The sequence below is a fragment of the Mycetohabitans sp. B3 genome (assembly GCF_021498065.1).
GTDB lineage: Bacteria > Pseudomonadota > Gammaproteobacteria > Burkholderiales > Burkholderiaceae > Mycetohabitans.
Genome location: NZ_JAHLKN010000039.1, coordinates 1 through 20,638, shown reverse-complemented (window position 1 = coordinate 20,638; position 20,638 = coordinate 1). Strand labels below are relative to the sequence as shown.

The window sequence follows — 20,638 nt, the reverse complement described above, 5'->3', positions numbered from 1 at the left end:
GGCGGTATCTACTGTCCGGGGAGCGGCCTGTTGCCACCGGCGGGTCGCATGCTACGGGTTCGTCACGTCGTATGGCGTCAGCTTGACCGTTGCGTCTTCAGTCTGTTTTGGCGGGTTCGATAATGCGAGCGCGACGAAATTAACGGCTGACGATTCGTTGAGCAGTCCTTGGACGCTAAGCAGCGATTTGCCCTTACCGTCGATGACGCCCATTGTTGTCGACGATCCGCCATCGCATGCGATGGCATAACCCGGGTCGCGGTTAAATGTCCCAAGCCGAGTGACCGTGATGGCTATCTCGGTCATCTGCATGCCTGTCGACTTGACGCCGCGTACGCCGCTATCATCTCCGGCGATGACTGTCCTGTACCGATTCGTTTTCAGTGCGGTGGGCGAGGCCGCGGGCCGAGACGACGATGGAAAATCAATTGCGCTGCGTGCATTCGGGTGCGACGCGTGGCCGAGTTCTCCAGGGCGGTTCAGTGGTGTATTCTCGAACGCATATTTCGGATTGGCCGCCTTTTCCGCGGGAAACTTGTTTTCGTATTGACCCGTGGTTTCGTTGATCTGCGCCAGCAATGGCGCGAGGGTCACGTAGGATCCATTCGGAAAAGTCACCTTATGATAGTCGTCCTCATAGGCGTCTTGGGGCCGCACACCTTCGATTTGTTTGATTCCTTTGACTTTGGCGCCGCCGATCGGGGCGTTGGCTGCGTACGATTTGATATCGATCTCGTCTTCCCGGATGCCGGTGTGTCCGTAGAATCCCCCATTGATGTACGCGATAGGGCCGAGCGGGTCGCGAGACAGCAGCTTGCTTTTCAAAGACTGATTTGGGGACATTAATCGCCGCGTTTCTTTATCTGACATGGCGCTGACGACGTACGGTTGTTTGCCGCCGCCCGCCAGATGTGGCACATATCTGTCTGCGGGGATTGACAGGTACTCAAGCCGTTTTGGGCCGTTCGATGTATCGATCCCTTTCATGCCGACACTGTCGAATACTTTGGAGTCGCCCTGGATCTTCACGTGGACGATGCCCGTGCCCGGTATGGCGCGCACACTGACCGGCCGATTGTCTCGACTCACCTTACGGACCGCTTCGCGGAACTTTGCAAGTGGCGAATCGGCAGGCACCGGTAAGCCCGTCGATCGCTGATCTGTTGCTGTACGATTGCCGATGCAGTCCGGTTTGAAACCATCGGCTTGGGTGGGGTCGCTCGTCGATGAAGTGGACGGCGCCGAACCGCGTCCGAGGACAGGGAAGCATTTCAGCATGGTGCGGGATATCCTTCGTGGCGTACATGGAAAGCATAGACGCAAAGCCGGCTCTGCTGGCGCGATAGTATCGGCGACGTCGATAACCGATGAAGGGTATCTCGCAGGTGAGGCGCGGCACCGCTAAGCGCGAAACGGGCAATGTCGTACCGAACCGGTTAATTCAGTTCAAATAGGGTTACCGGCGGCGGGCGGAATGGGCAACTTTACGATGGCACTGCTGCGGCGTTGTACGCGGATTCGATGGTGAACTCGCCGTCCTCGTTGGTGCTCAACACTGACTCGACGGTGGCCTTGCACAGCGGCTCTCGCGCCTTGGCCGCCACGTCGGCAGGCACCGGCACGTTGACACTGCACAACAATTGGCCCGCCTGGAACATCGCCAGATCCCCCGGGGCAAAGCGCGTCCACGTTTCATTATCGGTGAGCGGCTGCGTCGCAATCACCGCAACGCGATCCTCTGGCGTCGTGTATTGCGCAAAGTCGATTGTGACGTCCGTGTCGATCAAGTGCGCGGTCGAGAACGGCCAGCTGCGCACAAGGTAATACAAATGGGTCGAGCAGTGGACGAATAATGCCTGTCCGTTGGACATCAAAAAGTTGAACACACCGTGCCGAGTGATCTCGCGTGTGGCCTGTGCCAATGCGTCGAATAGCTCGTTTAGCGGTGGGTGGGTGCTAGGGAAGCACTCGCGCAGGTGCTGCATGATCGCGCAAAACGCAAGCTCGCTGTCCGTCGTGCCGACCGGCAGGTACACGCCGCCGAGTGCTGGCGCATAGTCGCGCAGATCGCCGTTGTGCGCAAAGATCCAATGCCGGCCCCATAGCTCGCGCTGGAACGGATGACAGTTCTCCAGCACGATGCGACCCTGCGTGGCCTTGCGAATGTGTGCGATCGTGTTTTTCGACTTGATCGGGTATTGCTTGACCAGCTCGGCGATCGGCGAGGTCGCCGACGCCTGGTGGTCAATGAACAGCCGGCAGGCTTTGTCTTCGAAGAACGCGATGCCGAAGCCATCGGCATGATGGTCAGTGACGCCGCCGCGCGCCGCGAAACCCGTGAACGAAAAGGTTACGTCCGTGGGCGCCGCGCAATTCATTCCAAGCAGTTGGCACATGATGCGAGCACGCAATGCTTCGCGAGCGCGCTTAGCGCCCGCTACAATGATGTTTTTGAAGCATATCACCGAGCCCTGGGCCACCCACGCCGAAACAGCGACGTATGCGTCGCCGCTTCGCATTCAATGCGTGGCCACGGGCGAGCCTTCGCATGCGTGATGCGCATGCTTAACTGCCGATCGACATGAACTCGTCCCAGTCCCATTCCACCGCAGCCGGCGTCGGCTCGTCGGGCGCCACTGCGCTGACTCTCGCCCGTCCCGATGATTGGCATTTGCACGTGCGTGACGGCGCGCTGCTCGAAGCGGTGCTGCCGCATACTGCCCGGCAGTTTGGCCGCGCGATCATCATGCCGAATCTGAAGCCGCCGGTCACCACGACCGCGCAGGCCGGCGCTTATCGGCAGCGAATCCTTGCCGCGCGTCCCGCGCACGGCCCTGGTGCAGCGTTTGAGCCGCTGATGACGCTGTATCTGACCGACAACACGTCGCCGGACGAAGTCCGGCGGGCTCGCGAAAGCGGCTTCGTGCATGGCGTGAAGCTGTATCCAGCCGGTGCGACGACCAACTCGGACGCCGGTGTCACGGATCTGCGCCACTGCACGGCTACGCTGGAGGCGATGCAGCAGACCGGCCTGCCGCTGCTGGTGCACGGCGAAGTGACAGAACCATCGATCGACGTGTTCGATCGCGAAAAGGTGTTTATCGACCGAGTGCTCGAGCCGTTGCGGCGCAATTTCCCTGCGCTCAAGGTGGTGTTCGAGCACATCACGACGCGCGACGCCGCGCAGTATGTGCGCGACGCGGATGCAGCGTCGGGCACGCTGGGCGCAACGATCACCGCCCACCACTTGCTGCTGAATCGCAACGCGATGCTGGTCGGTGGCATCCGCCCGCATTATTACTGCCTGCCGGTGCTTAAGCGCGAGGCGCACCGCGTGGCGCTCGTCGAGGCGGCCACCTCGGGTCATCCGCGCTTTTTCCTCGGCACCGACAGCGCGCCGCATCCGAAGGGCCTGAAGGAGCACGCGTGCGGCTGTGCCGGTTGCTACACGGCGCTGCATGCGTTGGAGTTATACGCGCAGGCCTTTGACGAGGCCGGCGCCCTGGATCGGTTGGAAGGCTTTGCGAGCTTTTATGGCGCCGACTTCTATGGATTACCGCGTGCCACCGACACGGTGACGCTCGAGCGCGCGAGTTGGACGTTGCCGGAGGCCATCGACGCAGGCGGCATCAGCGTGGTGCCGCTCAAGGCCGGCGAAGCGCTCGGCTGGAAGCTGCGCTGACACGCATGGCGGACATGTCACCGCTGCGCGAGGCCGTGGCGCGGATCGACTGGTCGCGACCGTGGTTCGAGCCGTTCCGGGCCCATGGGATGCGTTGGCAACGGGTGCTCGATACTCATGGGGCCGGCGCGTGGCTCAGCACGATGACGCAGGATGCCCAAGCGGCGTCGCTGTGCATCGGCGCTGGCCTGCCGCTGACCTTCGTGGCGCAGTCTCTGTTGCCGCCCGGCACGCGTTACGAAGCGCACATTGCTGCGACAGGTTGCGTGCCCACGCGCGATAATCTGCACGATTTCTTCAACGCGGCGAGTTGGTTTGCCTTTCCGCGGACCAAACTCGCCACGATTGGCTGCAGCATGGCCGAGGCGCGGCGGCAGGCAGGTGCGCCCGCGCCCGGCAACGGCAGGGGGCCGGTACGCGATGCGCTGACTCACTTTGACGAAAACGGCGCAATCTTTGTGACTTCCGATGGTTCGTTAGCTGAAGCGCTGCACGCTTTTGACTGGCGCCGTCTGTTTGTCGAGCATCGCCAGGCGTGGCCTGCGCGTTGTGCTGTATACGTGTACGGCCATGCGCTGCTGGAGAAGCTGCTCGCGCCGTATCGCGCATGCACTGCGCATGCATGGGTCTGCCAAGTCGAGCCGGACTGGTTCGATGCGCCCGCGGCGCAGCGTCAGGCCGACGTGGATGTCCGTGTCGCCGCGGCACTGGTCGATGATAACGTCGTCGAGTGCCCGCCACGGCAGGCGTCGCGCGAGCTTGCCCAAAAGGGCGGGGCGCTGACGATCGCGCGGTTTTCGCCGTTGCCTGTGCTGGGCGTGCCGGGCTGGTGGGCGGCCAACGCCAATCCGCGGTTCTACGCGGACACGTCGGTGTTCCGCAGCGGCCGGCGCGGGCCGCGCCACCCATGCTAAGATGATGGCTTGCAAAGTAGGCCAGACAGCCGCGGCTGCCGCGCATCGCGCGGGAGGCGAGGAAAGTCCGGACTCCACAGGGCAGGGTGATGGCTAACGGCCATCCGTGGCGACACGCGGAATAGGGCAACAGAAAGCAAACCGCCGATGGCCTGGCGCAAGCCGGGATCAGGTAAGGGTGAAATGGTGCGGTAAGAGCGCACCGCGGCTGCGGCGACGCAGTCCGGCACGGTAACCTCCACCCGGAGCAATTCCAAGTAGGCAGGCGCGCGCCGGCAGCAAGGCGCAAGGACGGGCCCCGTCTTGACCTGCGGGTAGGAAGCTTGAGCGCGTCAGCAATGGCGCGCCTAGAGGAATGGCTGTCACGCGTGCCGGGTAACCGGCGCACGCACAGAATCCGGCTTACCGGCCTGCTTTGTTCCCTCCTTTCGCGACACGCGCTATGCGTCGACGATCTCGAACGAGTGCGTGAGTTCCGCGCTCTTGGCCAACATGATCGAGGCGGAGCAATACTTGTCGTGTGACAGGTTGATCGCGCGCTCCACGGTCGCCGGGTTCAAGTTCCGGCCGCTCACCGTGAAATGGAAATGGATCTTCGTGAATACCTTCGGATCCTGGCTTGCCCGCTCGGCCTTCAGCGTGACGTTGCAGTCGACAATGTCCTGACGGCTTTTCTTCAAAATCATCACGACATCGTACGCTGTGCAGCCCCCGGTGCCCAGCAGCACTATTTCCATCGGTCGCGGGGCTAGGTTGCGGCCACCGCCTTCCGGGGCGCCATCCATTGCCACCATGTGGCCACTGCCCGTCTCGGCTACAAAAGCCATTCCGTCCTTGCCCAACCAGCTGACCTTGCATTCCATCGTGCGTTTCCAGACTTGAGTTTTTGTACATTGTAACGAACGCGCACGAGCGCTGTCGCGCGTCGCTGCCGCGTGAGCGTCGCATCGGCCGACGCCAAGCAACGGGAACCCGCCGCTGTGGACCGAGCCGGTTGCGGACGGCGGCGAAATCGTCCTGGTTGTCCGGCGTCGTTAGGTGAAGCGCTCGTTTAGGCCGCAGTGTTGGCGAGAGATCATTAACCTATTGATTGAAAAGAAATATTGGCTATTTATGGTGTGATTCCAATATTTTGTATGATGGCGGTGTGTTTAGCCCCGTAGTTTTTCTTGCGGCTTATCAGCGTAAGTTTCATAACGTCGTCTATTGGTCGATGCACGCTTGCTCGACCTCTGCTTGTCTCCTCCACCTCCTCCTTTGGTGGATTGAACCCGAACATTGGTTCGTTTTTTTTCACCATTATGTGGGCTAGGTTAGGGCTAGGGTAGCACCTGGCCTGAAAACCCTTTATAATTTAAAACTTTTCCGAAAATGCCCGCGGAAGAAGAATCAGGGAGAGCCTGCACCGCGCCATGATGCGCATCCACAAGCAGGACCACAGAAGGGCAGAGTATCTCATTTGGATCGATCATGAAGACGTTTTCCGCCAAAGCCCACGAGGTGAAGCGCGAATGGTACGTGATTGACGCGACGGACAAGGTCCTCGGCCGTGTCGCCAGCGAAGTGGCACGCCGCCTTCGCGGCAAGCACAAGCCGGAGTTCACGCCGCACGTCGATACCGGCGATTTCATCATCGTCGTCAATGTTGGCAAGCTGAAGGTCACTGGCAACAAGACGACCGATAAGAAGTATTACCGTCACTCGGGCTATCCGGGCGGCATTTATGAAACGACTTTTGGCAAGATGCAGGAGCGTTTCCCGGGCCGTGCACTTGAGAAGGCCGTCAAGGGCATGCTGCCGAAGGGCCCGCTCGGCTACGCGATGATCAAGAAGCTGAAGGTCTACGCGGACGCGACGCACCCGCACACCGCACAACAACCGAAGGCGCTCGAGATCTAAGGAGCCAGTCAGATGATCGGAAATTGGAACTACGGTACCGGCCGCCGCAAGAGCGCAGTGGCTCGCGTGTTTATCAAGGCTGGCAAGGGCGACATCGTCGTCAACGGCAAGCCCATCGCCGACTACTTCTCGCGCGAGACGTCGCTGATGATCGTGCGTCAGCCACTGGATCTAGTGAACCACGCGAACACGTTCGACATCAAGGTCAACGTGGTCGGTGGCGGCGAAACTGGCCAAGCTGGCGCCGTGCGTCACGGTATCACTCGTGCGCTGATCGACTACGATGCGACGCTGAAGCCGACGTTGTCGAACGCTGGCTTCGTGACGCGCGATGCACGTGAAGTCGAGCGTAAGAAGGTAGGTTTGCACAAGGCACGTCGTCGCAAGCAGTTCTCCAAGCGCTAAGCGAGCGCGTGCGCCGCGATGGACCGGCGCGCAGGTTCACCTGCAGGCGTCGGCATCGTGCAAAAAACCGCGGATCAGCCGATCCGCGGTTTTTTTCTTGGTACGCCCAGCATGGGCGCACTTCTGTGGATGCAAGTCCCTGTTCTGCGGATGCAAGTCCCTGTTGATTTCAGGGCCTTCGGCACGATGTTCAGAACAGTCCTAGAATAGCGTTAAAGGCATTTTTGGAGAACTCGATGGACGCTGTGACCGATACCCCTGTGACCGAAATGCCGGCCCCGCTCGTCTTCACGGATGCAGCCGCCGACAAGGTCAAACAGCTGATCGATGAAGAAGGCAACCCAGAACTGAAGCTGCGCGTGTTCGTGCAAGGCGGCGGCTGCTCGGGATTTCAATACGGCTTTACGTTCGACGAGGAAGTCAACGAGGATGACACCGTGATGGACAAGAACGGCGTCCGGCTGTTGATCGACTCGATGAGCTACCAGTACCTGTTGGGCGCGGAAATCGACTACAAGGACGATTTGACCGGCGCGCAATTCGTGATCAAGAACCCGAACGCGACCACCACCTGCGGCTGCGGCTCGTCATTCTCGGTGTAAGCGTTCACTACCGAAATATAAGCGCATACTTGCCGAAATAAGTTGGCCGGCCCATCACGAGTCGGTTCACTACGAGGGCGGATCAGCTCCCGTTGTCGTTTGCACACCGCCGCTGACGCATGCCGCCGAGAACTACGCAAGCGACACAGCCTAGCGCGGATACAATGCGCCGAGCACGCGGTCGCCAGCGGCACCGGTGACGCTTGGCAGGTTGCCAGGCAGGCGTGCGACGTGGCGCATCGCCAGCCAAGCGAATGCTAGCGCTTCGACTTGGTGTGGGGCCATGCCGAGGTCATCCGTGGTTTCGACGCGAACGCCCGCCGTATCAAAACGCTGCAGCGCGGTTTGCAACGCCGCCAGCAGGACGGTATTGCGCGCGCCGCCACCGCACACGTAGACGGCCTGGCAGCCGCCTGCATGATGTCCGATGTCACGCGCGACGGTCTGAGCTGTCAACGCGACCAGCGTCGCTTGCACGTCGTGCGGCGCCACGTCGGCAAACGACGAAAGCCGGCTCTGCACAACCATGACTCGTTGAACAAGTCCCGGCCGGTGCTTTTCGGGGGCGGCGCGCTGAAAAACGGTTCGTTGAGCAACGCGCGCAACAACGCATCGTTGACCTGCCCACGGGCGACGAACCGACCATTCTCGTCGAATGGTCTGTCCAAATGGCGTTGTGCCCACAGATCGAGCAACGCGTTCGCCGGGCCGCAGTCGAAGCCGCGGACCGGTTTGTGCGGATCCAAAATCGTAATGTTGCTGACGCCTCCGAGATTGCACACTACGCGGGTCTCGTGCTCGTGCGCGAACATCGCCGCATGAAACGCCGGCGCGAGCGGGGCGCCATGGCCGCCCGCCGCCACGTCGCGCGCGCGGAAATCGGCGACGACGTCGATACCGGTCAACTCCGCCAGCAACGCCGGATTGTTGATCTGCCGCGTATAGCCGAGTTCGGGGCGGTGTCTGATCATCTGTCCGTGCACGCCAATGGCGCGGACGTGCTCGGCTGATACCTGTGCGCTGGTCTGCAGCGCGTGGCGGCACGCCGCATAGCACGTCGCCAGCGCGTTGGCGGCACGGGCCTCGCGGTGCACTTCGTCATCCGCTGCAGCTTGCAACGCGAACAAGGTGTCGCGCAACTCGGGCGGCAAGCTAATGAAGGCCTCGGCACGGACCTGGGGCCGTCCTTGCGTAAAGTCGACGATCACGCCGTCGACACCATCCATGCTCGTGCCTGACATCAGGCCGATATACAGCCCGTCGGCATCATGCGTCTGTCGTGAACGAGGGGGGCTGTCGTCGTATTCGGCGCTGGGTTGTCTCACCTAAAGCCCCCAGTGGCGTTGAGCGGTGCGTCGGCCCAATGGTCAGCGTGCACGATCGATGTGGCACGCCGCGGCGGCGTTGCTGCCAGGCTGTATTGCTGTCATTGTGATGCGACGCGCGGTGGCAGGACGTCGTTGTCGATCAACAAATTAGCCGAGTATCGCTCGAACGCGTGTAGCGTGGCGCCACGCAATGACGCGGGTTGACCGACCGATGCCGCGAGCGGATTGACATGGCGGCCTTGGTGCCGCACCTCATAGTGCAAATGGGGGCCGGTCGCCCAGCCGGTGCTGCCAACGTAGCCGATCACATCGCCGCGTGCGATTTTCGCACCGGTTTTCAGTTTCGGTGGGATTCGCGACAGGTGGGCATACACAGTCTCATAGTGCTGAGCATGGCGTACCACGATCGTCTTGCCATACCCGTGCCGCCACCCCGCGAATGCGACAGTTCCGGCCCCGCTTGCCCGCACCGGTGTGCCGCGTGGCGCGGCCCAATCCACGCCGCTGTGGAACGCGCGGCGTTTGGAAATCGGATGCACGCGCTCGCCGAAGCGCGACGACAGTCGGGCGCTGGCAACGGGACGCGGATCGAGCCCGCGCTGCAGCGAGTGCCCGTTGGCGGCATAGAAGTGGCCGCCGCGCTTGCTCGGCGGACGGTACCAGATGGCACGCACGGGCGCGGTGCCGACGGCATGGACCTCGAGGACGAGGATGCGTCGAGTGCGGGATGACTCGCCGGCCGCTGCGCCCAGTAGCACGCGGTAGCGCTGTCCGCGCAACGGGCCGGCCAGCGTGCGCATGGTCGGCAGCGCATCGAGCGCTGCGTCGATCGAGCTGCTCAATACGCCGGCTTGTCGCATCGCGCTGGCGAACTGGCTGTCGAGCGCGCCCGAGAACACGCGCTCGGATGGGGTGGTAGCGCGGTGTGGCTCGTCCAGCCGTAGGGGGCTGGCACTTGACAGCGCGCCGGCCGCTTGTGGCGGATGTTCCGCGGCGAATGTCTCGGTAGCGGCGCTGGCTGGGGGCGCAGAAGCGGCCAGCGCGGCGGCCACGTAATCGCCATACGGGCCCAGCGCCGTGCTGCGCCAACTGATGGCGCGCAACATGCTGCTGTTGACCTGGGCTTGCGTGGCCGCTGAGCGCGCCGACGTGTATGCCGAATGCGCCGGTATCGCGAGCGCGGATATCACAGCGGGAGCGTACGGGATCGTGCGTGCGATCGTTACGCTCAAGCTCACGGACGTGGCGGCGATCGGGTGAATGATCGCTTGATGGCGCCGCGCGGCGAAGTGACGCAGCGATACGGTGCCGCTGCGCGCGAGTGCAAAAACCTGCCGGAAGCAGTACCACATCACGTAAAATCCAGTTCTTGCACGAGAAAAGCGACGGCCTTGAGGGTTGTTTGAGGCAGGGTTGCGAGGTGCGGCGCGTGACGAGCGCCGCCGTGCCGCTCGTGATTCGATGACAGTTTCGTGAAAAGTTCCCGCCTAATGAGTACCGAGTCCAGCGTTGCCGGGTCGTCCCTGACCATTACCGATGAAGTCCGTGCCGCACTGGCGATAGCGCGTCGTGGTTGCGACGAGTTGCTGATCGAGGACGAGTTTGCGCAGAAACTGGCAAGGAGCGCGCAAACTGGCAAGCCATTGCGCATCAAGCTCGGGCTCGACCCGACCGCGCCGGACATCCACATCGGACACACCGTGGTGCTCAATAAGATGCGCCAGTTGCAGGACCTGGGTCATACCGTTATTTTCCTGATTGGCGACTTCACGTCGTTGATCGGCGATCCGTCTGGACGCAATCAGACGCGCCCGCCGCTCACCCGCGAGCAAATCGAGGCCAATGCGAAGACTTATTTCGAACAGGCCGCGCTGGTGCTCGATCGCGAAAAGACCGAGATCCGCTACAACAGCGAATGGTCAATGCCGCTGGGCGCCGACGGCATGATCAAGCTTGCGTCACGCTACACCGTGGCGCGGATGCTCGAGCGTGACGACTTCACCAAGCGGTTCCAGAGCGGCGTGCCGATCTCGATCCATGAATTCCTGTATCCCCTGATGCAAGGGTATGACTCGGTCGCGCTGCAATCGGATCTCGAGTTGGGTGGCACCGATCAGAAGTTCAATCTGCTGGTGGGCCGCGAGTTGCAGAAGCAGTATGGTCAGGAGCCGCAGTGCATCCTGACGATGCCGCTGCTCGAAGGGCTGGACGGGGTCGATAAGATGTCCAAGTCCAAGAACAACTACGTCGGTATCAGCGAGAAGCCGTCCGACATGTTCGGCAAGCTAATGAGCATCTCGGACACGCTGATGTGGCGTTACTTTGAGCTGCTTTCGTTCCGTAGCCTCGAGGAGATTGCAGACTTCAAGCGGCAGGTGCAGGCCGGCCGCAACCCACGTGAGCTGAAGGTGCTGCTTGCGCAGGAAATCGTCGCTCGTTTTCACTCGCAGGCCGATGCGCAGCGCGCGCTAGAGGATTTCAATCATCGTGCGAAGGGCGGGGTGCCTGACGATATTCCGGAAATGGCGTTGAGTGGCGCGCCGCTGCCAATCGGGCAATTGCTGAAGCAAGCTGGCCTGGTGCCGTCCACTAGCGAGGCATTGCGCAACATCGAACAGTCCGGCGTGAAGATCGACGGCACGACGATTACCGACAAAGGGCTGAAGCTTGAGGCAGGCGTGTATGTCGTGCAGGTCGGCAAACGGCGTTTTGCGCGCGTGACACTGCGCGCTTAGAGCAACGGACAACCCGACGACAGCCGAACCATAGCGAGGACTTGCATTGATCGCATTGATCCAACGGGTTGCGCGAGCCAGCGTGCAAGTCGATGCGCAGGTGATCGGCGCGATCGGCCCCGGGCTGCTCGCGCTGGTCTGCGCGGAACGCGGCGACTGCGAGGCTACAGCGGACAAGCTGCTCAACAAGCTGCTGGGTTATCGCATATTCAGCGATACACAGGGCCGGATGAACCTGTCCGTGCGGAACATCGACGGTGCCGGCGGCGCAGGCGGGCTGTTGATCGTGTCGCAGTTCACGCTGGCGGCTGATACGAATAGCGGCTTGCGCCCCAGCTTTACCCCCGCCGCACCACCGGACGAAGGCAGGCGGTTGTACAACTATTTCGTCGCCCGTGCGCGGCAGCAGCATCCCATCGTCCAGACCGGTGAATTTGGCGCCGCGATGCAGGTATCGTCGGTCAACGATGGTCCGGTAACCTTTTGGCTGCGCGTGCCGGCCGCATGACTTGAGTGATCAAGCACGCCGGCGAGTGCCCGCGGATGCCATGCCTGTAGCAATCATGCGCTGGATGCCGCTAATCATCATTGACGTGAAGTCGGCATGCCCTGTCCAGTACACTGCCTGCGGACCGAACAGCCTCGGATTGTCCGGCGGTGATGAATAGTCGATCGCGGGGCCTTTGCCGCTCGTGAGTTCAGTGACGCCGGCCGCTACGCGCCGGCGCAGTCAGTTCAGTATGCCGTTGGCCAGCCCACAAATGCGCATCACGCAGATCGGCTATTCGCCGCTGGTGCTCCACAGGTCGCGGATCGGTCCCGCATCCGGCGCTGCAAGGCCGAAGTGGCGATAGGCGAGCAGCGTCGCGACGCGTCCGCGCGGCGTGCGTTGCAGATAGCCTTGCTGGATTAAATAAGGCTCGATCACGTCTTCGATCGTGTCGCGTTCCTCGCCGATCGCGGCGGCCAAGTTGTCCAGGCCCACCGGGCCGCCATCGAACTTGTGCAGGATCGCCTCCAGCAGCTTGCGATCCATCAAGTCGAAGCCGACCGGGTCGACATCGAGCATCGCCAGTGCCGCATCGGCCGTCGTCGCCGTGATGCGGCCGTCGGACTTGACCTCGGCATAGTCTCGCACGCGCCGCAGCAGCCGGTTCGCAATCCGTGGCGTGCCGCGCGAACGCCGCGCGATCTCCAGCGCGCCTTCGGGCTGGATTTGCGCGCCGAGCAGGTGGGCCGAGCGTTCGACGATCCGCGCCAGTTCGCTTGCGGTATAGAATTCTAGCCGGGCGACGATGCCGAAGCGGTCCCGCAACGGATTGGTCAGCATGCCAGCGCGCGTCGTGGCCCCCACCAGCGTGAACGGATGCAGATCCAGCTTGACGCTGCGTGCGGCCGGTCCCTCGCCGATCATGATGTCGATCTGATAGTCTTCGAGCGCTGGGTACAGGATTTCCTCGACGACCGGCGACAACCGGTGGATCTCGTCGATGAACAGCACGTCGTTCGCCTCGAGATGGGTCAGCAGCGCAGCCAGGTCGCCGGCCCGTTCGAGCACCGGTCCGGACGTCTGGCGCAGGTTGACGCCCATTTCCCGCGCGACGATATGCGCAAGCGTGGTCTTGCCCAGCCCCGGGGGGCCGAATAGCAGCACATGGTCGAGCGCTTCCGAGCGGCGCTTTGCCGCTTCAATAAAGATCTCGAGCTGCCCGCGAACCTTTTCCTGCCCGACATATTCGTCCAGCAGCCGCGGGCGCAACGCCCGCTCGAACGCCTCCTCATGGGGCGATGCGGGGGTCGTTGCAATGACGCGCTCCGAGCCGAGTTTGTCCGTTTCGATCATATGCTGATTGTACCGCGATGTAGCCGGCATGCCAGTTGCCATGCCGTGCTGCGCCGCGTGGAGCTCATGCCTTCGACAAGGCCTTCAGAGCGAGTTTGATGCCGTCCGACACACCGGTGCCGGCCGGCACGTTCTTGATCGCGGCAAGCGCTTCCTTCTCGGAATAACCGAGCGAGAGTAGAGCGTGCAGGATGTCCGGCGCGTGGTCGGACGATGAGGCGGCGGAGGCGGCCGCGCCTATGTCGGCGCCCAATTTGCCTTTCAACTCGAGTAACAGTCGCTCGGCGGTTTTCTTGCCGATGCCCGGCACCCGCGTCAGGCGGGTGGCATCCTGCAACGTCACTGTCTGCGCAAGATCGCTCACGCTCATCCCGGAGAGCACCGCGAGCGCCATGCGCGCCCCGATCCCGCTGATCTTCAGCAGTTCGCGAAACGTTTGTCGCTCCTGCTGCGTGAGAAAACCATACAGCAGATGCGCGTCCTCGCGCACGATCAGTTGGGTCAGCAACGTGACTTTGTCGCCAGTGCCCGGCAGGTTGTAGAACGTGCTCATTGGCACATCGACCTCGTAGCCGACGCCGTTGCAGTCGACTAGCAGATGAGGCGGGTTCTTCTCGAGCAGGATGCCCGCAATGCGACCGATCATGACGAATCAATATAGAGTGGATGCGCGAGTGTAGCGTATCGCGGCATAAACACTGCGCCGGGTTAACCGATCAGCCGGCCGCGTCGCACACGATAGCCTTTCTTCGTCAATGCCGGCGCGAGCGTGCCGAGCGCGTTGATCGCCGCGCCGCTGTTCGCGTGGCAGATCGCCATGCCGAGCGCGTCGGCGGCGTCGGTGCCGGGCAAGCCGCTCAAGTTCAGCAACCGGACCACCATCTGCTGCATCTGGTCCTTGGTCGCGCGCCCGTAGCCGACCACTGCTTGCTTGAGTTGCAGCGCGGTGTATTCGGCCACCGGTACGTGGCCCGATACGAGTGAGCAAATCGCCGCGCCGCGCGCCTGCCCCAGCAGCAGCGTCGATTGCGGATTGACGTTGACGAATACTTTCTCAATCGCGGCCTGATCCGGGCGGTGCTCGCGGATCAGCGTCGCCACGCCGTCGAAGATCGTACCCAGGCGGCTCGGCAAATCGGCGTCCGCGGTACGGATCACCCCGCTGGTCACGTAGGTGAGCGCGTGTCCGTGCTTGTCGATGACGCCAAAGCCGGTGACGCGCAAGCCCGGATCAATGCCAAGTATTCTCATCGCGCCACTATAACCGACTGGTGTTGTCCCGACGCGGACGGCGCGGCGGCGCTCACCGCGTCAGTGACGGAAATGCCGCGTGCCGGTAACGACCATCGCGACATTGTGCTCGTCGGCCGCTGCGATTACCTCGTCGTCGCGCATCGAGCCGCCGGGCTGGATCACGCAGGTCGCACCAGCCGCGACGACCACATCGAGCCCGTCACGGAACGGGAAGAATGCGTCGGAGGCGACCGCCGAGCCGGTCAACGACAGCTTTGCGTTTTGCGCCTTGATGCCGGCGATGCGAGCCGAATCGACGCGGCTCATCTGACCCGCCCCGACACCCAGCGTCATGCCGTTCGCGCAAAACACGATCGCATTGGACTTGACGAACTTCGCGACGCGCCACGCGAACAACAGGTCGTCCATTTCTTTGGGCGTCGGATGCCGTTTCGTGACCACGCGCAACTCGTGCGGCTGCACGTTCTTCGTGTCCGGCGACTGCACCAGCAAGCCGCCGCCGACGCGCTTCAGGTCGTACGCGTTGGCTGCATTGCCCAGCGGCACTTGCAGCACGCGCACGTTTTGCTTCGCGGCGAAGACTTGTCGCGCCGCATCGGTCAACGACGGCGCGAGCAGCACTTCGACAAACTGCTTGGCGACCGCTTGCGCCGCCGCTTCGTCGACTTCGCGATTGAACGCGATGATGCCGCCGAATGCGGAAGTCGGGTCGGTCTGCAACGCCTTGGTGTACGCATCGGCCGGCGTTGTCGCCACGGCGACGCCGCACGGGTTTGCATGCTTGATGATCACACATGCCGGCGCATCGAACGTCTTCACGCATTCCCATGCCGCGTCGGCATCAGCGATGTTGTTGTACGACAGCGCCTTGCCCTGCAGTTGCCGGTAGTTGGCTAGCGAGCCTTCGGCAGATTGCAGGTCGCGATAGAACGCTGCGCCCTGGTGCGGGTTCTCGCCGTAGCGCAGGTCCTGCACCTTCGTGAAGGCCAGATTCAGCATGGCTGGGTACGCGCTGCGTGTCGCATGCTGCAGGTCCTCGCCGAGGCTAGTCAGGTAGTTCGTGATCGCGCCGTCATATTGCGCGGTGTGCGCAAACACCTTGGCCGCGAGCCGGAAGTTGGTTGCGTAGCTGACCGTGTTGCTGTTCGCGCGCATTTCGTCGAGCACCGCCGCATAGTCGGCCGGATCGACGATCACCGTCACGTCGCGGTGGTTCTTCGCGGCCGAGCGCAGCATCGTTGGGCCGCCGATGTCGATGTTCTCAATGGCTTCGTCGAGCGGGCATTTCTCCTTCGCGACAGTTTGCACGAACGGATAGAGATTGACGACGAGCATGTCGATCGTCGGGATCCCATGCTGCTCGAGTGCAGCCATGTGCGCGGGCAGGTCGCGCCGCGCGAGAATGCCGCCATGGACCTTCGGGTGCAGCGTCTTTACGCGGCCGTCGAGCATTTCCGGAAAGCCAGTGTAGTCAGCCACCTCGGTGACCGGCAGGCCCGCGTCGGCGAGCAGCTTTGCAGTGCCGCCCGTGGACAGCAGGGTGACGCCAAGCTCATGCAGGCTGTTGGCGAAGTCGACAATGCCTGCCTTGTCGGAAACAGAAATGAGCGCTTGCTTGATCATGATGAAAAAAAGAACCCGAAGCCGCGCTTGCGCGCGAATGACAAATGTGCGCCAGGCACGGGCGCCGCGCTACAGCAGACCATGCTCCTGCAGTTTCTTGCGCAGCGTGTTGCGGTTGATGCCGAGATATTCGGCTGCCAGAGACTGGTTGCCCCGCGCCTGTTCGAGGACGATTTCCAGCATCGGCTTCTCGACGCAGGACATCACCATTTCATAGACGTCGTGTGGGCGGGATCCGTCCAGATCGCGGAAATACATGCCGAGACTGTCGCGGACGCATTGTTCGATGTTGTGCTTGCTCATGCTGCTAATTAGTCGGTGTCGGGTAGCGTGTCGTGCGTGCCGGATGGGTCGTCGACGTAGACGAGGCGCTCCGATCGCGCCTTTTGAGCGTCGAAGAACGCGTTGACTGCCGCCAGTTGTTCCCGGGTGGAATCCAGCGTATTCATTCGATGCCGGAATGCGTTGGCGCCGGAAAGGCCGCGAGTGTACCAGCCGATGTGCTTGCGTGCGGTGCGCACACCGGTAAATTCGCCATAAAAGGCGTAATGGTCTTGCAGGTGCTCGTTCATCCACTGCTGGATCTCGTCGATCCGTGGCGGTGGCAGCACCTCACCGGTCACCAGGAAGTGCTCGATTTCGCGAAACAGCCAGGGTCGGCCTTGCGCCGCGCGTCCGATCATGATTGCGTCCGCGCCGGTGATCGACAGCACTTCGCGCGCCTTGTGCGGTGTCGTGATATCGCCGTTGGCGACTACTGGGATGCGCACTGATGCCTTGACCGCGGCGATCGTGTCATATTCGGCCTGACCATGATACAAGTCCGCGCGTGTGCGCCCGTGCACGGTGAGCATCGAGATGCCGGCCTGCTCGGCGAGCCGCGCGATCGTTAGCGCATTGCGGTGTTCGCGATCCCAGCCGGTGCGGATCTTCAATGTGACGGGAACGGCATCCGGCCCGGTGCCGACCGCACGCACGACTGCCTCGAGAATGCGTGCCACCAGCGCCTCGTTCTGCAGCAGCGCGGAGCCTGCCGCGACGTTGCAAACCTTCTTGGCCGGGCAGCCCATGTTGATGTCGATGATCTGTGCGCCATGCGCGACGTTGTATTGTGCGGCCTGCGCCAGCATCGCTGGGTCGGCGCCGGCGATCTGCACGGCGATCGGCTCGACCTCGCCGTCGTGATTGGCACGGCGCATCGTCTTTTCGCTTTTCCACAGTTGCGCGTTGGACGCGACCATCTCTGACACCGCGTAACCGGCCCCCATTCGCTTGCACAACTGGCGGAACGGGCGGTCCGTCACGCCGGCCATCGGGGCGACGAACAGATTGTTGCGCAGTACATGTTTGCCGATTACAGGCATCGGAAAGGGCGACGCGCCGCTACCCGGCCGGGCGCGGCGCGATCCGAAAGACGTTGGAAAGGGGCGTATTTTAGCGTTAACCGGCGGCGAACCCCGAGCGCTTTGAAAGTTTAATGAGCGTCACGGCTGTCATAGGCTTGGCCCCGCTTAGCGCCGTTGCCCGAACATCATCTGCCGCGCGAGCGTTGTCTTGACCGGTGGCACCAGGTCTAGCGCACCGAGCGCCAGGCCGCGCAGCGCCGCCAGCGGCGCGAAGTCGACGGTGAAGGCGCGTGCCAGCGCGTCGGTCGCGGCGATGGTCACGCGCCGGTCCAGCGCGCGGCGTGCGGCGAAGGCACGCAGCGCAGCCGGCTCGGGTCCGTGGTGCGCGAGTGCATCGACCAGCGCGTGCACGTCGCGCAGGCCTAGGTTCAGTCCTTGTCCGGCGACTGGATGTAACGTTTGCGCCGCGTTGCCGATCGATGCAACGCGGCGATCGGTCAACGCGGTCAGCGCATTGAGCCCAAGTGGGAAGGCTGCGCGCGCGCCAACCTTCTCGAAGCGGCCCATTCTGTCGCCGAATGCCCATTGCAACTCGTCCAGCCACTGTGCGTCGGACAGCGGCATGCGCCGTGCGGCCTGTGCCGGATCGCAGCACCAGACCAGCGCATAGTCCGCCTGCCGTGGGCCGCCGAGCGGCAGCAGCGCAAGGGGCCCTTCGCGCGTGAAGCGCTCCCATGCGACGCGCGGTTGTGGCGCGCTCACGCTGACTACGGCCACCAGCGCCGTCTGGCGATAGTCGCGCTGGGCGTGCTGGCCGGCGGCCAACCGCGTCGCCGCGGCTTCGTGATACATCCCGCCCTCCGCGTTGACGACCAGGCGCGTACGCACGACGCGTTGCGGTGCCGCGGCGCTCGCGTCACCATCGGGAACGGAGGGGGCGCCGACCGGCTCGATCGGCAGCGAGACGCCGTGTTCGTCTTGCCGCGGCGCGCGAGCCACGCTCGAGCTGATCCAGTCGCAGCCGGTGGCACGTACCGCTGTGGCTAGCGCATGCACTAGCGCGCCATAGCGCACCACGTAGCCGAGCGCTGGCACGCCGTGCTCGTCGCGCTCGATCACGGTGCGACCGAGGTAACCGCGCTGCGACACGTGGATGCGCTCGATTGGTGTCGCGTCGACCGGCCAGCCAAGCGGCTCGAGCAGCATGCGGCTGCCGTGCGACAATGCGAGCGCCCGCGGGTCGTCCAGCGATGCATCCGGTTCGCGCGCGTCGATCAACGCAACACGTAATGCACGGGTGCCGCCGCGGCGTGCGAGCCAGCCGGCGAGTGCCAGTCCCACTGGCCCAGCGCCGACGATCGCTACGTCATAGTCGTATCGCACTGCGTCGGCGCGTGCATCCGGCGCCGTATCGTGCAGGGGTTGGGCAAGATTCGATTCGATCATGGGGCAGATGTCCGTGGGATTCTGTCGCGCGGCCGCGCGTCACGCGCGCGCCGGTGTATCGCGCATCCAGGCTTCGATATCGTCGGCGTGTACCGGCACCTCTCGGGTCATCAGTTCGCAGCCGTGCGGTGTGACGATGGCGTCATCCTCGATGCGGATTCCGGTGTTCCAGTACGCGCGCGGCACATCCGGTGCGGCACGCACGTACAAGCCGGGTTCGATCGTCAGCGTCATGTTCGCGCGCAAGCGGCGCCACGGACGCGGCACGTCGCGCTCGGCCGTATCGCGCGCCAAGCTTCCAGCGTGCTGGGTATCCAGGGATGTGGCATCCGGGCAGGCGGCGTGCGCGCAGCGGGCATTCGGGCGGGCGGTATTCGGGCAGGCAGTATTCGAGTTCTGGCTGTCCGGGTCGGGATCTGGCTCCTGATAGTCGCCGCAGTCGTGCACGTCCAGACCGATCCAGTGACCGGTGCGATGCATGTAGAAACGCGTATAGGCGCGGCTGGCAATGACATCGTCGAGCGTGCCATGCACGGCCGCATCGAGCAGTTTCAAGTCAAGCATGCCCTGCGCCAGCACACGCACCGCCGCATCGTGCGGCACGTCGAACGGCACGCCGGCGCGTGTCGCGTCGATCGCAGCCTGTTGCGCCGCCAGCACGACATCGTACAGATCACGCTGCGCTGCCGTGAAGCGACCGTTGGCCGGAAACGTGCGGGTGATATCGGACGCGTAGCCGTCCAGTTCGCAACCCGCGTCGATTAGGACCAGGTCGCCGTCTCGCACGAGCGCGTTGCCGGCAGGATAGTGCAGCACGCAAGCGTTAGCGCCTGCCGCGACAATCGAGCCGTATGCCGGCGCCTGCGCACCGTGGCGGCGAAAAGCGTACAGCAATTGCGCTTCAAGTTCGTATTCGCGCACGCCCGGCTTGCATGCCCGCATGGCCTGCAGATGCGCGCGCGCCGAGATCGAAGCGGCCCGGCGCATTGTGTACAGCTCGTGCGCGTCTTTGATCAGACGCATCTCATCGAGCAGGATCGACAGATCGACCTGATGCGCTGGCAAAATGCGGCCGCTGCCGCCTTTGCTTACCTCCCGCCATCGCTGCACGGCCTCGTCTAGCTCCAGCGAGGTGTCGCGTGCGTAATGCAGCGTGTGCGCATTGGCCAGCAGCGCTGGCATCCGAGCGTCGAGTTCATCGACCGAGTAGGCGGCGTCCACGCCGAATAGCTGCTGTGCGCGTTGCGGTCCGTACCGCACCCCGTCCCAAGTTTCGCGCTCGATATCGCGCGGCAGGCAGAACAGCGTCGTGAACGACTGCGCTGCGTCGGCACGGATGACCAGCCAGGCGTGCGGTTCAGTGAACCCGCTCAGGTAGAAGAATGCGCTGTCATGCCGATACGGATACTCGGTGTCGCGGTTGCGGATCGCGATCGGTGCGGTTCGCACGATCGCCACGCCGCCGCCATGCGCGCGCAGTGCATCGATTACCCGCTCGCGGCGGGCGCGATACAGCGCCGGGCCGGCGGGCGGCCCCGGTAGTGCGTCGTCCGCCTTGGGG

19 protein-coding genes, 1 other RNA gene and 2 pseudogenes are annotated in these 20,638 nt (G+C 63.2%); 8 read left to right on the top strand and 14 right to left on the bottom strand.

Annotation, left to right across the window (positions count from 1 at the left end; genetic code table 11):
• Positions 1–51: 51 nt before the first annotated feature.
• Positions 52–1,089 carry a hypothetical protein gene (locus KQH55_RS12335; protein WP_235091208.1) on the bottom strand — a complete coding sequence of 346 codons (1,038 nt, stop codon included), beginning with the start codon at positions 1,087–1,089 and terminating at the stop codon, positions 52–54.
• Positions 1,090–1,484: 395 nt separating this feature from the next.
• Positions 1,485–2,396 (bottom strand): class II glutamine amidotransferase, encoded by a 912-nt coding sequence (locus tag KQH55_RS12330; RefSeq protein WP_076787682.1) that lies wholly within the window; start codon positions 2,394–2,396, stop codon positions 1,485–1,487.
• 185 nt (positions 2,397–2,581) lie between these two features.
• On the opposite strand from KQH55_RS12330, the gene pyrC reads away from it, so the two are divergent.
• The 3 genes from pyrC to rnpB all read left to right on the top strand — a co-directional run bounded on the left by pyrC (position 2,582) and on the right by rnpB (position 5,017).
• Positions 2,582–3,682 (top strand): dihydroorotase, encoded by a 1,101-nt coding sequence (gene pyrC / locus KQH55_RS12325; RefSeq protein ID WP_076796289.1) that lies wholly within the window; start codon positions 2,582–2,584, stop codon positions 3,680–3,682.
• A gap of 5 nt (positions 3,683–3,687) precedes the next feature.
• Complete coding sequence (locus KQH55_RS12320; RefSeq protein ID WP_076796287.1) at positions 3,688–4,596, top strand: DUF3025 domain-containing protein; 909 nt, start codon at positions 3,688–3,690, stop codon at positions 4,594–4,596.
• 13 nt (positions 4,597–4,609) lie between these two features.
• An RNA gene (gene rnpB, locus KQH55_RS12315) (RNase P RNA component class A) lies at positions 4,610–5,017 on the top strand.
• A 19-nt stretch (positions 5,018–5,036) separates the two neighbouring features.
• Here the strand turns inward: rnpB and KQH55_RS12310 are convergent.
• Positions 5,037–5,459, bottom strand: a complete 423-nt coding sequence (locus KQH55_RS12310) for an OsmC family protein (RefSeq protein ID WP_076786089.1) — start codon at positions 5,457–5,459, stop codon at positions 5,037–5,039.
• 607 nt (positions 5,460–6,066) lie between these two features.
• Here KQH55_RS12310 and rplM point away from each other — a divergent pair.
• The 3 genes from rplM (at position 6,067) to erpA (ending at position 7,502) form a co-directional block, all read left to right on the top strand.
• Positions 6,067–6,495 (top strand): 50S ribosomal protein L13, encoded by a 429-nt coding sequence (gene rplM, locus KQH55_RS12305; protein ID WP_076796285.1) that lies wholly within the window; start codon positions 6,067–6,069, stop codon positions 6,493–6,495.
• Between the two features lie 12 nt (positions 6,496–6,507).
• Positions 6,508–6,900 (top strand): 30S ribosomal protein S9, encoded by a 393-nt coding sequence (gene rpsI / locus KQH55_RS12300; RefSeq protein ID WP_076786090.1) that lies wholly within the window; start codon positions 6,508–6,510, stop codon positions 6,898–6,900.
• 236 nt (positions 6,901–7,136) lie between these two features.
• Positions 7,137–7,502 (top strand): iron-sulfur cluster insertion protein ErpA, encoded by a 366-nt coding sequence (gene erpA / locus KQH55_RS12295; protein ID WP_076786092.1) that lies wholly within the window; start codon positions 7,137–7,139, stop codon positions 7,500–7,502.
• A gap of 150 nt (positions 7,503–7,652) precedes the next feature.
• Here the strand turns inward: erpA and KQH55_RS12290 are convergent.
• Both KQH55_RS12290 and KQH55_RS12285 read right to left on the bottom strand, forming a co-directional pair.
• Positions 7,653–8,743: pseudogene (locus KQH55_RS12290) on the bottom strand (anhydro-N-acetylmuramic acid kinase).
• A 185-nt stretch (positions 8,744–8,928) separates the two neighbouring features.
• Positions 8,929–10,182 (bottom strand): M23 family metallopeptidase, encoded by a 1,254-nt coding sequence (locus tag KQH55_RS12285; protein WP_235091199.1) that lies wholly within the window; start codon positions 10,180–10,182, stop codon positions 8,929–8,931.
• A 138-nt stretch (positions 10,183–10,320) separates the two neighbouring features.
• Between KQH55_RS12285 and tyrS the strand changes: the two genes are divergently transcribed.
• Together tyrS and dtd are read left to right on the top strand one after the other, a co-directional pair.
• A complete protein-coding gene (gene tyrS / locus KQH55_RS12280) occupies positions 10,321–11,565 on the top strand; it encodes a tyrosine--tRNA ligase (protein ID WP_076786094.1) in 1,245 nt (414 codons plus the stop codon).
• 46 nt (positions 11,566–11,611) lie between these two features.
• Entirely contained in the window at positions 11,612–12,073 is a 462-nt protein-coding gene (dtd, locus tag KQH55_RS12275; RefSeq protein WP_235091197.1) for a D-aminoacyl-tRNA deacylase, read from the top strand.
• Here dtd and KQH55_RS12270 read toward each other — a convergent pair.
• The 9 genes and pseudogenes from KQH55_RS12270 to KQH55_RS12230 all read right to left on the bottom strand — a co-directional run.
• Positions 12,073–12,295: pseudogene (locus KQH55_RS12270) on the bottom strand (oxygenase MpaB family protein); the annotation flags it as partial. The gene dtd and the pseudogene KQH55_RS12270 overlap by 1 nt on opposite strands.
• Before the next feature lie 51 nt (positions 12,296–12,346).
• Positions 12,347–13,408 carry a Holliday junction branch migration DNA helicase RuvB gene (gene ruvB / locus KQH55_RS12265; RefSeq protein ID WP_235091463.1) on the bottom strand — a complete coding sequence of 354 codons (1,062 nt, stop codon included), beginning with the start codon at positions 13,406–13,408 and terminating at the stop codon, positions 12,347–12,349.
• A gap of 64 nt (positions 13,409–13,472) precedes the next feature.
• Positions 13,473–14,054 carry a Holliday junction branch migration protein RuvA gene (gene ruvA / locus KQH55_RS12260; protein WP_076786097.1) on the bottom strand — a complete coding sequence of 194 codons (582 nt, stop codon included), beginning with the start codon at positions 14,052–14,054 and terminating at the stop codon, positions 13,473–13,475.
• Positions 14,055–14,116: 62 nt separating this feature from the next.
• Positions 14,117–14,659: a crossover junction endodeoxyribonuclease RuvC gene (gene ruvC / locus KQH55_RS12255; protein WP_076796280.1), complete on the bottom strand. Its 543-nt coding sequence runs from the start codon at positions 14,657–14,659 to the stop codon at positions 14,117–14,119.
• 60 nt (positions 14,660–14,719) lie between these two features.
• A complete protein-coding gene (gene purH / locus KQH55_RS12250) occupies positions 14,720–16,285 on the bottom strand; it encodes a bifunctional phosphoribosylaminoimidazolecarboxamide formyltransferase/IMP cyclohydrolase (RefSeq protein WP_235091186.1) in 1,566 nt (521 codons plus the stop codon).
• A 69-nt stretch (positions 16,286–16,354) separates the two neighbouring features.
• Complete coding sequence (locus KQH55_RS12245) at positions 16,355–16,588, bottom strand: Fis family transcriptional regulator (RefSeq protein WP_013436270.1); 234 nt, start codon at positions 16,586–16,588, stop codon at positions 16,355–16,357.
• Positions 16,589–16,596: 8 nt separating this feature from the next.
• The gene (dusB, locus tag KQH55_RS12240; RefSeq protein WP_076796274.1) at positions 16,597–17,649 is read right to left on the bottom strand and encodes a tRNA dihydrouridine synthase DusB; all 1,053 of its coding nucleotides are present in this window, start codon (positions 17,647–17,649) and stop codon (positions 16,597–16,599) included.
• Positions 17,650–17,796: 147 nt separating this feature from the next.
• Positions 17,797–19,077 (bottom strand): UbiH/UbiF/VisC/COQ6 family ubiquinone biosynthesis hydroxylase, encoded by a 1,281-nt coding sequence (locus KQH55_RS12235; RefSeq protein ID WP_235091183.1) that lies wholly within the window; start codon positions 19,075–19,077, stop codon positions 17,797–17,799.
• Positions 19,078–19,116: 39 nt separating this feature from the next.
• The gene (locus KQH55_RS12230; RefSeq protein ID WP_235091462.1) at positions 19,117–20,592 is read right to left on the bottom strand and encodes an aminopeptidase P N-terminal domain-containing protein; all 1,476 of its coding nucleotides are present in this window, start codon (positions 20,590–20,592) and stop codon (positions 19,117–19,119) included.
• Positions 20,593–20,638: the final 46 nt, after the last annotated feature.

What these genes read in the sequence shown, in the direction of transcription:
- KQH55_RS12330 (WP_076787682.1), bottom strand. Translation starts at nt 2,396, where the DNA reads ATGTGCCAACTGCTTGGAATGAATTGCGCGGCGCCCACGGACGTAACC.
- pyrC (WP_076796289.1), top strand. Translation starts at nt 2,582, where the DNA reads ATGAACTCGTCCCAGTCCCATTCCACCGCAGCCGGCGTCGGCTCGTCG.
- KQH55_RS12320 (WP_076796287.1), top strand. Translation starts at nt 3,688, where the DNA reads ATGGCGGACATGTCACCGCTGCGCGAGGCCGTGGCGCGGATCGACTGG.
- KQH55_RS12310 (WP_076786089.1), bottom strand. Translation starts at nt 5,459, where the DNA reads ATGGAATGCAAGGTCAGCTGGTTGGGCAAGGACGGAATGGCTTTTGTA.
- rplM (WP_076796285.1), top strand. Translation starts at nt 6,067, where the DNA reads ATGAAGACGTTTTCCGCCAAAGCCCACGAGGTGAAGCGCGAATGGTAC.
- rpsI (WP_076786090.1), top strand. Translation starts at nt 6,508, where the DNA reads ATGATCGGAAATTGGAACTACGGTACCGGCCGCCGCAAGAGCGCAGTG.
- erpA (WP_076786092.1), top strand. Translation starts at nt 7,137, where the DNA reads ATGGACGCTGTGACCGATACCCCTGTGACCGAAATGCCGGCCCCGCTC.
- KQH55_RS12285 (WP_235091199.1), bottom strand. Translation starts at nt 10,182, where the DNA reads ATGTGGTACTGCTTCCGGCAGGTTTTTGCACTCGCGCGCAGCGGCACC.
- tyrS (WP_076786094.1), top strand. Translation starts at nt 10,321, where the DNA reads ATGAGTACCGAGTCCAGCGTTGCCGGGTCGTCCCTGACCATTACCGAT.
- ruvB (WP_235091463.1), bottom strand. Translation starts at nt 13,408, where the DNA reads ATGATCGAAACGGACAAACTCGGCTCGGAGCGCGTCATTGCAACGACC.
- ruvA (WP_076786097.1), bottom strand. Translation starts at nt 14,054, where the DNA reads ATGATCGGTCGCATTGCGGGCATCCTGCTCGAGAAGAACCCGCCTCAT.
- ruvC (WP_076796280.1), bottom strand. Translation starts at nt 14,659, where the DNA reads ATGAGAATACTTGGCATTGATCCGGGCTTGCGCGTCACCGGCTTTGGC.
- purH (WP_235091186.1), bottom strand. Translation starts at nt 16,285, where the DNA reads ATGATCAAGCAAGCGCTCATTTCTGTTTCCGACAAGGCAGGCATTGTC.
- KQH55_RS12245 (WP_013436270.1), bottom strand. Translation starts at nt 16,588, where the DNA reads ATGAGCAAGCACAACATCGAACAATGCGTCCGCGACAGTCTCGGCATG.
- dusB (WP_076796274.1), bottom strand. Translation starts at nt 17,649, where the DNA reads ATGCCTGTAATCGGCAAACATGTACTGCGCAACAATCTGTTCGTCGCC.
- KQH55_RS12235 (WP_235091183.1), bottom strand. Translation starts at nt 19,077, where the DNA reads ATGATCGAATCGAATCTTGCCCAACCCCTGCACGATACGGCGCCGGAT.